This window comes from Qaidamihabitans albus (assembly GCF_016464705.1).
Taxonomy (GTDB): domain Bacteria; phylum Actinomycetota; class Actinomycetes; order Mycobacteriales; family Pseudonocardiaceae; genus Qaidamihabitans; species Qaidamihabitans albus.
On sequence record NZ_JAEHOB010000001.1, the window covers coordinates 1 to 12,780 of the forward strand.

The following is a 12,780-nucleotide window of genomic DNA, read 5'->3' on the forward strand; positions in this document are numbered from 1 at the left end:
TCGGATGCCACGCCGTGGTCAGTTTTCACGTGCCGCCGACAGGCGCAGCGCGTGCCAGTGGTTGTCGATGCCGAGGCTCGTGCACATGTGGCCGTAGCGGTGCCTGACCCCGCTCGGGTCAGCATGGTGAAGATGCGCTCGGCTTCTCTCGTCGGTCGTCGACTCGCGCAGGTGCATGCGCTGCCAGCGAGAGGGTCAAGCCTGGCGTAGACATCGACGCGCAGCGAGCTACCGCGCCGCTCGATGGTGCCCTCGGCGCGGCCCTGGCGTTCGGGACGCCTGGCCACGCGTGACAGACGCCCGCACCCATCGTGGGTCCCAGCGCGCTCACAACCAAACGTGGGATTCAGGGAAGTCCCTGATCGGACTATGTGGAGCTGAGGGGAATCGAACCCCTGACCTCCGCCTTGCAAAAGCGGCGCTCTACCAATTGAGCTACAGCCCCGGGCGTGGACACGGATGCGCGTCCACGACAGGTCTCAGTTGTTGCGAGCCGCGTCCGAGCTCGCCTTGGCCGGAGTGCTGCCGTTCGGGGACACCGCGGTCTCTGCCGGCGCGGTGGCCTCACGCCACAGGTCGGCCTCGGCCTTGGCGTCCTTGTTCCGCTTGATCACGAAGAACACGCCGCCCGCGACGGCCGCGAGTGCCAACAGCTTCTTCACGGTGAAGCCCTCCCTCAGAACTGCTAAGTCTGCTGCAGCGATGCTACTGCACCGAGCCGCTGCCGCGTTTACGCGGTGCCGCTCACGGGTATCTGCTGCGTAGGCGGACTCGACGAAATCAGGAGGGACCGCTATGGCGAATCGGGATGAACAGCAGGAAGGCATCAAGGGCGCGGTCGAGGACATGAAGGGCCGCGTAAAGGAGACCGCCGGCACGCTGTTCGGAAACGACTCGATGGAGCGCGAGGGCGAGGCGCAGCAGGAGAAGGCCGACGCCCAGCAGCGTGTTGCCGAGAAGGAAGACGAAGCCAAGCGCGCCGAGCAGGAGGCTGCGAACGCGGAGAACCGCGAGCGCACCCAGCAGTAAGCGTGCTCCCGCGAGGGCGTCGGCGGCCTGGTCCGCCCCCACCGGCGTCCTCGCGGTTCCACGTGGAACAGGGCCCGATCAAGCCGAGGCGCCCAGCAGCCCGAGTGACCAGCCCGCCACCTCGTTCAGCAGTCCCCGCCAGTAAAGGCCGGGCCCCACGCCTCCGTTACCGGTCACCCACCTGGCATCACGCAGGTGGATGTAGGAGACATCGCCGCGCAGCGGGTTCTGTTGGGCTCGTTGCGAGCCGTACAACGTCGCCTGCTCCCGGTACACGTCGGCCACCAGGGCGGCCGCGGCCGAATCGCCCGTGTCGACCGAGTTCGCGACCTCGTTCATCCACCGGCGCGCGGTGATCAGCTCTCCGGTGACGACGCCACCCGGCACGCTCAGCGTGACCGCGATCGTGAAGTCGTCCGCCTGGTTGACGGCGTCGACGAAAGCCTGCAGCAAGAAGTCGGCCTGATCGGATTCCATGTGCACTGGCTACCCCGACCTGAAACGGCCGAACCAGTTCGCCGGTATGCCCCCTCGGCCGGTGCCGTGCTATCCGAGCAGCCCACCGACGCGAGTCAGCGTCTCGCGGAGGTTCTCCTCCGCTGTGACCCCTTTCGCCTCCTCGACGGACAGCCACCGCAGCCGGGCCTCCGGGCTTTCCGGCTCGATCGCCTCGGGAGTTTCTGTGGCCAGCACGAACCGCACGTCCGCGTGCTCGTGTGCCGGTTCGCCCTTCGCGGCGGCGACGTCCACGATCACGACGTGCGCGATCGAGGCATCCGGCCAGGCAACGAGGTCGGTGAGCCCCGTCTCCTCCGCTCCCTCGCGTAGCGCGGTGGTCAGCGGATGCACTTCGCCCGGGTCGACATGGCCACCGATCTGCAGCCATGCCTGCTGGCGGGCGTGCCAGCGCAGCAGGACCCGCCGGGACGAGGGGTGCACGACCAGCGCCGACCCGGTGACGTGCAGCGGAGTAGACCGGCTCCAGGGGTCGGCAGCCGAGCGCAGCAGCGAACGGACACGTCCGACATCGGCGGCCTCCTCGCTGGTCCGGGGCTCGTACCGGCCGAGTTCCCGGATCAGGGCGACCATTGCCAGACCAGGAGCAGGTAGCCGCCGAAGTAGGCGGAGATCAGCGCGAGGGTGCTGATGGTGACGACGGCCCCGGCGGTACGGGTCCTGGCCAGCGCCGTCGCGACCGGCAGCAGAAGCGGGATGGCCACGAGGAGGAATCGGGCCTTGGCGTTGTACATGCCGGACCCGCCGATGGTCGTGACCAGGAGCAGGGCGGAGTAGAGCAGTAGCGGCCACGGCTGGCGTTGGAGGATGCTGTGCACCCACAGCGCCAGGGCCAGCACCAGGATGAAGGTGACGACGTAGAAGTCCAGGTGCGACTCCGTCGTCAGGACCCTGCGGGCGAAGTCCAGCGTGTACTGGCCACCGTCCCAGCCGGTGTTCCATCCCTCGTGCTCGATGTAGAACCAACCGTCGACACGGTCCATCCGATAGCCGACCCAGGCGATGTATCCGACCCAGCCGGCCGGCGCTATGGCGAGAGCCACCCAGGGACGCCAACCGGACGGCCGGCGAACAACGGCGACCAGAGCGGCGAGGCAGACGACCGCGATCAGTGCTGTGGCGGTCGGACGGCTCAAACCGCCGAGCAGGGCCAGAACACCCGCGACCAGCCAGCGCTCGGTGAGCACCGCGTACAGGGCCCAGACGGCCAGCGCGGTGAACAGGCTCTCGGTGTAGGCCATCGATTCGACGATCGCGTGCGGGAGCGCGCCCCACAGGATGGCCAGCACGATTCCGGTACGGCGGTCGTGCAGATGGGTGCCGAGGACGTACAAACCCCATGCGGCGGCAATACCGGCGGTCCAGGCGAGCACCAGCGCCGCGCCCATGGAACCGAGCGGAGTGACCACGGCCAGTGCGCGAGCCAGCATCGGGTACAGCGGGAAGAAGGCCATGTTGCTCTGCGCCGACTCGCCTTGGTCGTACCCGTGATCGATGATCTGCAGGTACCAGACGGAGTCGTACTTGCCGCCCAGAAGACCGAGCAGGCTCTGCTGCTCGGCATCCGCCCAGATCCAGAGGATGCCGATACCGATCAACCGGACCACGAGGTATCCGGCCACCGCGGGAGCCGCGGACCGCACGACCCGGTCCCACATGTTCCCCGGGCCGGCGGTGGGATTCGAACCGCGCAACGGTCGAGTCAGCCGCTCGACGATCGCCACAGGTCGCGCTCCTTCCCGGATGAGACCCGGCCGATCCAGGCGAGGTCCTCGCACGGCGTACAGCATTTCACAGCGGTGCACGGCCGAAAGGACCGTGCCGACACGGCAGCGAGCGATCGCGTCAGCCCTCAGAAGTCGCGCGCCGTCTCCGCAGGCGCACCGGGGCGCAGCCTACGCAGGTGGATTCGCCTGCGCAGGCGAATAGCGGGGCGGATGAGCAGCTGGATACTGCCCAGGAGGAAGAGCCACGTGCCCGCAGTGGCGGTTGACTCGGAGAAGAACAGCACGCTTCCCACCACGAACCACACCGCGATCAGCAGATCGTTGACGATGCTGATGACCTCGTAACGCTGCCGGACGACCAGCTCTTCGTGCCCGAACCTGAGGAGGACTGCTCCGGTCTCGTCGTGCGGATCTCCAGTCGGCATCGCCCTACATTGCCACCAGCCACGGAGATCCGCAGCCGAACCGGCCTACCACCACAGTGCGACCGCCATCGCCACCAGGACAGCGCTCAGGGCCGCCAAGGAAAGCCGGGCACACCACGGGCACGCGAACCGCCCGGCGCGCTGCCCGAACAGCCCGGCGAGCAGCAACCCGCTCGACACCACCAGGCCACAAACGATCATCATCGCCGGATTCGGCCCGGAACACGCGGTGGAACTGGGCAGACAACTGGCAAACGGGCCGCCGACGCCGCTGGAATCGTACCGTCCGGCACTGAACACGAAGGTGAGAGCGCCACCAAATGCACGGGCAGGTACAAGGCCGTCGTCAGCGCGGCCATCGCGACACCGCGTGCTGGGCGTGTCCCTGTCTCGATCGCATCGGTTCCGGCCTGGTCACCGTCCGGGCGCAATGGCCGACTCCCCGCCTCGTCGTACACGGTCCCCGTCACGACAAGCTACAAGCGCGTGACATCGCAGAGTGGCGCAGTCGCTCACCTGGACGCACAAAGGCCGGTTGACTCAGATGTCAACCGGCCTTTGTCTTGGGTGGGCCCAGGAGGACTTGAACCTCCGACCTCTTCGTTATCAGCGAAGCGCTCTAACCGCCTGAGCTATGGGCCCGGGAACGCATAAAAGGCTACAGGACGGCGGCCCGGCCGCCCGAAAGGGGGCGGGTCACTCCCGCTCGGACAGCGTCACCTCGAGACCACCGGCCAGGTCGGCCGAAACGTTGTAGATGAACGCACCGACCGTGGTGAGTGCCGAGATCAGCACGATGTTGATCGCTCCCACGATGGCCGCCACACCGAACACGCGGCCGGCGCTGATCAGCGGCTCGTCGGCGGTCTCGGCGGCATCACCCTGGACCAGCGAGGTGTAGGTGCCGTTGAGCTTGTCCCACACGCCCATGCCGTCGAGCACCGTGTAGAGCACCCCGACCGCGACCAACCACACGAAGAACATGGCGACGCCGAGCACGAGCGAGAGCTTCAGCACCGACCACGGATCGAAGCGTTTGACCTGCAGACTCGCCCGGCGCGGCCCGCGGCCGGGGCGGCGCAGGGCACTCACCGGCGCGCCACGTCCCTTCGCGCCACCGCCCTGACGGGCACCGGCCTGCGCGGCGTCGTAGGGCGGTCGCATCTGCGCGGTCTCGGCCTCCTGCCCGAACAGCCGGTTCGCCGCACTCCCCGAGACGATCTGGGTGTCCTCGGTTCCGTTCGGCGGGCGCTGCTCCTGCTGCGGCGAGCCGGTGGTCGGCAGCTGACCGGCCGACCACCGATCACCGAATCCCTCACCGTCCTGATCAGCCACTCCGTTACCGGCACCGCCGGCGTCCTTGGCCACGCGCTGCCATGGCGGTGGAGCCACGCCCTCCGCATCCTGATCCGTGGTCGAGCCGCGCCGTTCGGTGTTGTCAGGTGGAGTCACAAACGGTCAGTCCTTATCCACATCATCCGCACCGGCACTCTCCGGCGCTGCCGTGTCGTCTGCCTCGACGTTAGCCTCAGGGACGTCCGAAGGCCTGTCCGCGTTGCGTGCGACCGCGAGCAGAGTGGTTCCCTCATCGAGGTTGATCAAACGCACTCCCTTCGTCTGCCTGCCGGCCTTGCGGACCTGCGCGGCCTCCGTGCGGATGACCCCACCGCTCGAGGTGATGGCGTACAACTCGTCGTCGGCGTCCACGATGAGCGCCCCCACCAGCGTGCCACGTTTGCGGTCGTGCTGGATGGTGAGCACACCCTTGCCGCCGCGGCCCTGAACCGGATAGTCCTCGATAGGCGTGCGCTTGGCATAGCCGCCATCAGTGGCCACCAGCAGGTACTTGTCCTCCTTGACCACGCTGATGCTGAGCAGCTCGTCGCCCTCGTTGAACCGCATGCCGAGCACCCCGGAGGTGGCACGGCCCATCGGCCGCAGCGCCTCGTCGGTGGCGTGGAAGCGGATGGACTGCCCGTCGGAGGACACCAGCAGCAGGTCGTCCTCGGACGAGGCCAGCACCGCGCCGATCAGCTCGTCGCCCTCGCGCAGGTTGATGCCGATCAGGCCGCCCGAGCGCGGGGAGTCGAAGTCGGTCAGCTTCGACTTCTTGACCAGGCCCTTCTTGGTGGCGAGCACCAGGTAGGGGGCGACCTCGTAGTTCGGGATCTGGATGACACCCGCGATCTGCTCGTCGGGCTGGAACGCCAGCAGGTTCGCCACGTGCTGTCCGCGCGCGTTGCGGTTGGCCTCCGGCAGCTCGTAGGCCTTGGCCCGGTACACCCTGCCCTTGTTCGTGAAGAACAGGATCCAGTCGTGCGTGGAGCACACGAAGAAGTGCTGCACGATGTCGTCCTGCTTGAGCGTCGCACCCTGGACACCCTTGCCGCCGCGCTTCTGCGTGCGGTAGAGGTCGGTTTTGGTGCGCTTGGCATAACCCGTGCGGGTGATGGTGACGACAACGTCCTCGACGGCGATGAGGTCCTCGACCGACACGTCGCCGTCGAACGGGATGATCTGGGTCCGCCGCTCGTCGCCGTACTTGTCGACGATCTCGGTGAGCTCGTCGCGCACGATCGTGCGCTGCCGCTCCGGCCGGTCCAGGATGTCCTTGAGGTCGGCGATCTTGGCCTCGATCTCGGCCAGCTCGTCGACGATCTTCTGCCGTTCCAGGGCCGCCAGCCTGCGCAGCTGCATGTCGAGGATCGCGGTCGCCTGGATCTCGTCGATCTCCAGCAGCTCGATCAGGCCGGTACGCGCCTCGTCGACGGTCGGCGAGCGCCGGATCAGCGCGATCACGTCGTCGAGCATGTCCAGCGCCTTGACCAGGCCCCGCAGGATGTGCGCCCGCTCCTCGGCCTTGCGCAGGCGGTACCGCGTGCGCCGGACGATGACCTCGATCTGGTGCTTGACGTAGTGCCGCACGATCTGGTCGAGCCGCAGCGTGCGCGGCACGCCGTCGACCAGCGCGAGCATGTTGACGCCGAAGTTGTACTGCAGCTGGGTGTGCTTGTAGAGGTTGTTCAGCACCACCTTCGCCACCGCGTCCCGCTTGAGCGTGACCACGATGCGCATACCGCTGCGGCTGTTCGACTCGTCGGCGATGTCGGCGATCCCGGTGAGCTTGCCGTCCCGCACGAGCGTGGCGATGTTCTCCACCAGGTTGTCCGGGTTGACCTGGTACGGCAGCTCGGTGACGACGAGGATCGTGCGGCCCTTCGCGTCCTCCTCGGCCTCGACGACCGCCCGCATCCGTACCGAGCCACGGCCGGTGCGGTAGGCCTCCTCGATGCCCTGGGTGCCGAGGATCAGGCCGTTGGTCGGGAAGTCCGGCCCCTTGATCCGCTGCATCAGCGCGGCGAGCAGCTCGTCGTCGGTGGCCTCCCAGTTCTCGAGTGCCCACACGACGCCGCTGGCGACCTCCCGCAGGTTGTGCGGCGGGATGTTGGTCGCCATGCCGACCGCGATGCCCGAACCACCGTTGACCAGGAGGTTCGGGATGCGACTCGGCAGGACGTCCGGCTCCTGCGTACGCCCGTCGTAGTTGTCGGAGAAGTCGACGGTCTCCTCTTCGATGTCCCGCAGCATCTCCATCGCGAGCGGGGCGAGCCGCGACTCGGTGTACCGCATGGCGGCGGCGGGATCGTTGCCCGGCGAGCCGAAGTTGCCCTGCCCGTCGATCAGCGGGTACCGCATCGACCAGCGCTGGGCGAGCCGGACCAGCGCGTCGTAGATCGCCGAGTCACCGTGCGGGTGGTAGTTGCCCATCACGTCGCCGACGACACGCGAGCACTTGTTGTACCCACGGTCGGGCCGGAACCCGGAGTCGAACATCGAGTACAGAACCCGGCGGTGCACCGGCTTGAGCCCGTCGCGCACGTCCGGAAGTGCCCGCGACACGATGACGCTCATCGCGTAGTCGATGTAGGAGCGCTGCATCTCGTGCTGGATGTCGACCGGTTCGACGCGGTCGTGATCCGGCGGCAAGGTTTCCGTCATAGGGTCCTTCTCAGGTGGACAGTCCTCGATGGACAGAACTGGGGACTACACGTCCAGGAAACGAACGTCCTTGGCATTGCGGGTGATGAACGAGCGGCGGGCCTCGACGTCCTCGCCCATGAGCACGGAGAACAGCTCATCGGCGGTGGCTGCGTCGTCGAGGGTCACCTGCAGCAGCACGCGGTTGGCGGGGTCCATGGTGGTCTCCCACAGCTCCTCGGCGTTCATCTCGCCGAGCCCCTTGTACCGCTGGATCGCGTCGTCCTTCGGCAGCTTCTTCCCCGCCGCCGCGCCTGCCTCGAGCAGGCCGTCGCGCTCCTTGTCGGAGTAGGCGTACTCCGGCTCGGCCCGCGGCCACTTGATCTTGTAGAGCGGTGGCTGCGCGAGGTAGACATGCCCCTGCTCGACGAGCGGCCGCATGAACCGGAACAGCAGCGTCAGCAGAAGCGTCCGGATGTGCTGGCCGTCCACGTCCGCGTCGGCCATCAGCACGATCTTGTGGTAGCGCAGCTTGCTCACGTCGAAGTCGTCGTGGATGCCGGTGCCGAGCGCGGTGATCAGCGACTGGACCTCGTTGTTCTTCAGGACCCGGTCTATCCGCGCCTTCTCGACGTTGATGATCTTGCCGCGGATCGGCAGGATCGCCTGGAACATCGAGTCCCGGCCCTCCTTGGCCGAACCACCGGCCGAGTCACCCTCGACGATGTAGAGCTCGCACTCCTCGGGGTTGGTGGAGCGGCAGTCCTTGAGCTTGCCCGGCAGCCCGCCGATGTCCAGCGCGCCCTTGCGGCGTACCAGGTCCCGCGCCTTGCGGGCGGCCATCCGCGCGTGCGCACTCGAGACGGCCTTGTTGATGATAGTCCTGGCCTCGGTGGGGTTGCGCTCGAACCAGTCGGCCAGCCACTCGTTGCAGGTGGACTGCACGAACGTCTTGGCCTCGCTGTTGCCCAGCTTCGTCTTGGTCTGGCCCTCGAACTGCGGCTCGGCCAGCTTGATCGACACGATCGCGGCGAGTCCCTCGCGGACGTCGTCGCCGGTGAGGTTGCTGTCCTTCTCCTTGAGCAGCTTCTTCTCGCGCGCGTAGCTGTTGACCACCCGGGTCAGCGCGGCGCGGAAGCCCTCCTCATGGGTGCCGCCCTCGTGCGTGTTGATCGTGTTGGCGAAGGTGTAGACCGACGGCGTGAACCCGTTGTTCCACTGCATCGCGACCTCGACCTCGAGGCCCTCGCCCTTGGCCTCGAACGAGACCACCGTCGGGTGGATCGGGTCCTTGCTGCCGTTGATGTGCTTGACGAAGTCCTCGAGTCCGCCCGGGTAGTGGAAGGTGCGCTCCTTGATCTGCGCCCGCTCCCCCGAGGCGTCCTCACCGTTCTCGTCGGTGATCCGCTCGTCGCGCAGCACGATGGTCAGCCCCTTGTTGAGGAAGGCCATCTCCTGTAGCCGCCGCGCGACGGTCTCGGCGCTGTAGTGGGTGGTCTCGAAGATGTCGGGATCCGCCCAGAACGTCACGGTGGTGCCGGACCGGTCGGTGGAGCCGTGCTCGACCAGCTCCTGCGGCACCGACCGCTCGTAGTGCTGCGTCCAGATCTTGCCGCCGACGTGGATCTCCACGTCCAGCGCCCTGGACAGCGCGTTCACGACGGAGACACCGACACCGTGCAGGCCGCCGGACACCGCGTAGGACTCGCTGTCGAACTTGCCGCCCGCGTGCAGCTGGGTCAGGACGATCTCCAGCGTCGGCTTCTTGTGCACCGGGTGCATGTCGACCGGGATGCCGCGGCCGTCGTCCACCACGCGGACGCCGCCGTCGGCGAGCAGGGTCACGTCGACCGTGGTCGCGTAACCCGCCATCGCCTCGTCGACCGAGTTGTCCACGACCTCCCAGATGAGGTGGTGCAGGCCACGCTCGCCGGTGGAGCCGATGTACATGCCGGGGCGCTTACGGACCGCCTCGAGGCCCTCGAGCACGGTGATGGACGACGCGCTGTATTCGTTCTTGTTCGCTGCCACCGGCTTGTTTTCTCCTCGTCTCGCCCAGGGGGACGCTCGCTGCGCACAAGTCTACTTGGCCACTCGCGCTCACACGCACCAAGGACACCCCTGATTTCGTCACAGAGCGACGAACTCGAACGTGGCCGGGTCCGCGTGTACCTGGTGGAGCCAACGGGCATGTCGTGCCGTATCGAGCCGGTCTACCCGTAAGTGTCACGCGGCCCCCGGCCCGGCACATGCCGGGGACCCTTGCGCCAGCTGGGAGCCGTCGGCCCCTGGATCCGCATCCGCTTGACGACGCCGTGCCCGACACCGGCGGCGATCTTCTTGAGCAGCTGCCGCTGGAGCAGGCGCAACTGCGTCGCCCATGCGGTCGAGCTCGCCCGGACGGTCAGCTCGCCATCCTTCAGGGTGACGGGCTGGGCGTGTTCGGCCACCTCCTCGCCGACCAGCTCGTTCCACCGGCCGAACACCTGACCGTGCGCCAGCCGATCGCCCCACCCGAGCTGTCCGGCCATCCGCGACACGAGCCTGCCGAGCGGCTGCGGGTCCCGCTCGTCGACGCCGGCTCCGGACCAGCGGCGGCGGCGCTGGTCCTGGCCGGACCGGCCGGCCTGCCTGCCTGGCCTGCGCACGCCGGGCTCGGTACCCCTGGCGCCGGCGCGCGCCCTGGCCGCGTTCAGCGCGGCCCTGGCGAGGTCGCGTCCTGACGGCTGTCCGGATGATTCGGGTGGGGTCGCGTCCTCGCCGGACTCCAGCCCGATCGGCCCATCGCCGGTGTTACGCTCGGTGTCACGTTCGGGGGAACCACCGGTTGTGCCGCCCACCTGAGGGGTATTGACGTCCTCGTTCGGCTCGCTGGTTACCCGCGGCGATAACGCGTTCACGGTGTTATCCACACTATCCACAGACTTATCCCCAGATCGGTGCGTAAGTTCCGTGGTGCCGGTCACCCGCCGTCGCCGCCCCGGGTTCGCACCCTTCTGATCAGGCACGTTTCACCTCACCCTCCGACACCAAGAACCGGACACCGGTCAGCTCACCGGGGACGTCCTCATCCACAGCCGCGGTGACAAGCACCTGTTCGGCACTCGCGGCGACCTCCGCGAGCCGGGCGCGCCGCCTGCGGTCCAGCTCGGCGAACACGTCGTCGAGCAGCAGCACCGGCTCGCCGCCCGCCTCCCCCCGCAGCAGCTCGTACGAGCCGAGCCGCAGCGCCAGCGCGAACGACCACGACTCGCCGTGGCTGGCGTAGCCCTTCGCCGGCAGGTCGCCGAGCACGAGGTCGAGCTCGTCCCGATGCGGTCCGACCAGGCTTACCCCACGTTCGAGCTCGGCCGCGCGCGACTCGCCGAGCGCCTCGAAGAGGATGCCGGCGAGCTTTTCCTCGTCGGCCCGTTCGCCCCCGGGCAGCCCGTACTCCCCGGGCAGCGCCTCGCCCAGACTCGACCGGTAGGTGATCCGGGTCGGCCGGGAGTCCGGCGCGACACCCGCGTAGGCCGCCGCCGTGTGCGGAGCGAGGTCGGCCACCAGGTTGAGCCGGGCCGCGAGCAGCTGGGCACCGGCCGTGGCAAGGTGGTTGTCCCATACGTCCAGCGTGGACAGCGCGTACGGGTCGTCGCGGCTCCCCGACCGCCGCTTGCCCGCGGTCTTGAGCAGGGCGTTGCGCTGCCGCAGCACCTTGTCGTAGTCGCTGCGCACGCCGGCGAACCGGGGTGCCCGCAGCACCAGCAGCTCGTCCAGGAACCGCCTGCGCTCGCCGGGGTCACCGCGCACGAGCGTGAGATCCTCGGGGGAGAACAGCACGGTGCGCAGGATCCCGAGCACGTCGCGGGGCCTGCCGACGGCACCTCGGTTGACGCGCGCCCGGTTGGCCTTACCCGGCGTGATCTCCAGTTCGACGGTGAGTTCCCGGTCCTCGTTGACCACCGCCGTGCGCACAAGTGCGCGCTCGCAGCCGTGCCGGACCAGCGGTGTGTCCGTGGCGACCCGGTGTGAGCTCAGCGTGGCGACGTAGCCGATCGCTTCGAGCAGGTTCGTCTTGCCACGGCCGTTCGGCCCGACCAGCACGGTCGGGCCAGGCCCCAGTGGCAGGTCGACGTGCTCCCACGAGCGGAAGTCGGTCACCTGAAGGTGACGGAGGTACACGCGGACCCGGGCCTACTCGGCGACCTTCTTGACAGCGTGCCCACCGAACTGGTTGCGCAGCGCGGCCACGGCACGCATCGCCGCGGAGTCCTCCTGCCGCGAGGCGAACCGCGCGAACAGCGCCGCCGAGATCACCGGCGCGGGCACCGCGTTGTTGATCGCCTCTTCGAGCGTCCAGCGGCCCTCGCCGGAGTCCTCGACATATCCTTCGAGGTCGTCCAGCTCGGGGTCCTCCTGCAACGCCCGGACCAGGAGTTCGAGCAGCCAGGACCGCACCACCGTGCCCCGCTGCCATGCGGTGATCACCGCGGGCACGTCCTCGACGACCTTCGCCGCCTCCAGCAGCTCGAAGCCCTCGGCGTAGGCCTGCATCAACCCGTACTCGATGCCGTTGTGCACCATCTTCGCGTAGTGCCCGGCACCGACCGAGCCCGCGTGCGCGAAGCCCTCCTCGCGCGGACCGTCCGGACGCAGCGCGTCGAACACCGGCATCGCCCTATCGACGTCGGCCTTCGTGCCGCCGACCATCAGGCCGTAGCCGTTGTCCTTGCCCCACACGCCGCCGGAGACACCCGCGTCGATGAAACCGATCCCCTTCGTCGCCAGCTGGTCGGCGTGCAGCTTGTCGTCGGTGAACTTGGAGTTGCCCCCGTCGATCAGGACGTCGCCCTCGTCGAGCAGTTCGGCAAGCTCGTCGATCGTCTGCCGCGTGGGTTCACCGGCGGGCACCATGACCCAGACGAGGCGCGGGGCTTCGAGCGCGGCGACCAGCTTCTGGAGGGAGCCGGTGTCGCTGATCTCGGGGTCGCGGTCGTAACCGACCACCTCGTGACCGGCCGCGCGCACCCGCTCGCGCATGTTGAAACCCATCCTGCCCAGGCCGACGAGTCCGAGCTGAACCATGAAGTCCCCTTAGTGCTTGTCTTGCTCCACCGGTCGTGCTG

General features: G+C 68.2%; 13 protein-coding genes and 2 tRNA genes. 1 reads left to right on the top strand and 14 read right to left on the bottom strand.

What is annotated here, in order from left to right; translation table 11 throughout:
- Nucleotides 1-372: 372 nt before the first annotated feature.
- Together JAP66_RS00005 and JAP66_RS31885 are read right to left on the bottom strand one after the other, a co-directional pair.
- Nucleotides 373-445 (bottom strand) — tRNA-Ala (locus JAP66_RS00005).
- A gap of 34 nt (nucleotides 446-479) precedes the next feature.
- A complete protein-coding gene (locus tag JAP66_RS31885; RefSeq protein WP_199428808.1) occupies nucleotides 480-662 on the bottom strand; it encodes a DLW-39 family protein in 183 nt (60 codons plus the stop codon).
- Between the two features lie 133 nt (nucleotides 663-795).
- Here JAP66_RS31885 and mbp1 point away from each other — a divergent pair, with 133 nt between their 5' ends.
- Nucleotides 796-1,029, top strand: a complete 234-nt coding sequence (gene mbp1, locus JAP66_RS00015; protein WP_199428809.1) for a microaggregate-binding protein 1 — start codon at nucleotides 796-798, stop codon at nucleotides 1,027-1,029.
- A 78-nt stretch (nucleotides 1,030-1,107) separates the two neighbouring features.
- Here the strand turns inward: mbp1 and JAP66_RS00020 are convergent, their stop codons facing one another.
- The 12 genes from JAP66_RS00020 to gnd all read right to left on the bottom strand — a co-directional run bounded on the left by JAP66_RS00020 (nucleotide 1,108) and on the right by gnd (nucleotide 12,739).
- The gene (locus JAP66_RS00020; RefSeq protein ID WP_199428810.1) at nucleotides 1,108-1,506 is read right to left on the bottom strand and encodes a GvpU-like protein; all 399 of its coding nucleotides are present in this window, start codon (nucleotides 1,504-1,506) and stop codon (nucleotides 1,108-1,110) included.
- Nucleotides 1,507-1,575: 69 nt separating this feature from the next.
- Complete coding sequence (locus tag JAP66_RS00025; RefSeq protein WP_199428811.1) at nucleotides 1,576-2,118, bottom strand: NUDIX hydrolase; 543 nt, start codon at nucleotides 2,116-2,118, stop codon at nucleotides 1,576-1,578.
- A complete protein-coding gene (locus JAP66_RS00030) occupies nucleotides 2,106-3,269 on the bottom strand; it encodes a putative hexosyltransferase (RefSeq protein WP_199428812.1) in 1,164 nt (387 codons plus the stop codon). Before JAP66_RS00030 ends, JAP66_RS00025 begins: the two co-directional genes overlap by 13 nt.
- A 128-nt stretch (nucleotides 3,270-3,397) precedes the next feature.
- Nucleotides 3,398-3,697 (bottom strand): YrhK family protein, encoded by a 300-nt coding sequence (locus JAP66_RS00035; RefSeq protein ID WP_199428813.1) that lies wholly within the window; start codon nucleotides 3,695-3,697, stop codon nucleotides 3,398-3,400.
- A gap of 45 nt (nucleotides 3,698-3,742) precedes the next feature.
- Entirely contained in the window at nucleotides 3,743-3,901 is a 159-nt protein-coding gene (locus JAP66_RS00040) for a hypothetical protein (RefSeq protein WP_199428814.1), read from the bottom strand.
- Nucleotides 3,902-4,265: 364 nt separating this feature from the next.
- A tRNA-Ile gene (locus JAP66_RS00045) sits at nucleotides 4,266-4,339 on the bottom strand.
- A gap of 54 nt (nucleotides 4,340-4,393) precedes the next feature.
- Nucleotides 4,394-5,149, bottom strand: coding sequence for a DUF3566 domain-containing protein (locus tag JAP66_RS00050; RefSeq protein WP_199428815.1), 756 nt, complete (start codon nucleotides 5,147-5,149; stop codon nucleotides 4,394-4,396).
- Nucleotides 5,150-5,155: 6 nt separating this feature from the next.
- Nucleotides 5,156-7,696 carry a DNA gyrase subunit A gene (gyrA, locus tag JAP66_RS00055; protein WP_199428816.1) on the bottom strand — a complete coding sequence of 847 codons (2,541 nt, stop codon included), beginning with the start codon at nucleotides 7,694-7,696 and terminating at the stop codon, nucleotides 5,156-5,158.
- A gap of 45 nt (nucleotides 7,697-7,741) precedes the next feature.
- The gene (gyrB, locus tag JAP66_RS00060; protein WP_199428817.1) at nucleotides 7,742-9,706 is read right to left on the bottom strand and encodes a DNA topoisomerase (ATP-hydrolyzing) subunit B; all 1,965 of its coding nucleotides are present in this window, start codon (nucleotides 9,704-9,706) and stop codon (nucleotides 7,742-7,744) included.
- Nucleotides 9,707-9,888: 182 nt separating this feature from the next.
- Complete coding sequence (locus JAP66_RS00065; protein WP_372448920.1) at nucleotides 9,889-10,575, bottom strand: DciA family protein; 687 nt, start codon at nucleotides 10,573-10,575, stop codon at nucleotides 9,889-9,891.
- A gap of 100 nt (nucleotides 10,576-10,675) precedes the next feature.
- The gene (gene recF / locus JAP66_RS00070; protein WP_199428818.1) at nucleotides 10,676-11,836 is read right to left on the bottom strand and encodes a DNA replication/repair protein RecF; all 1,161 of its coding nucleotides are present in this window, start codon (nucleotides 11,834-11,836) and stop codon (nucleotides 10,676-10,678) included.
- A 12-nt stretch (nucleotides 11,837-11,848) separates the two neighbouring features.
- Nucleotides 11,849-12,739 (bottom strand): phosphogluconate dehydrogenase (NAD(+)-dependent, decarboxylating), encoded by an 891-nt coding sequence (gene gnd / locus JAP66_RS00075; protein WP_199428819.1) that lies wholly within the window; start codon nucleotides 12,737-12,739, stop codon nucleotides 11,849-11,851.
- Nucleotides 12,740-12,780 lie beyond the last annotated feature (41 nt).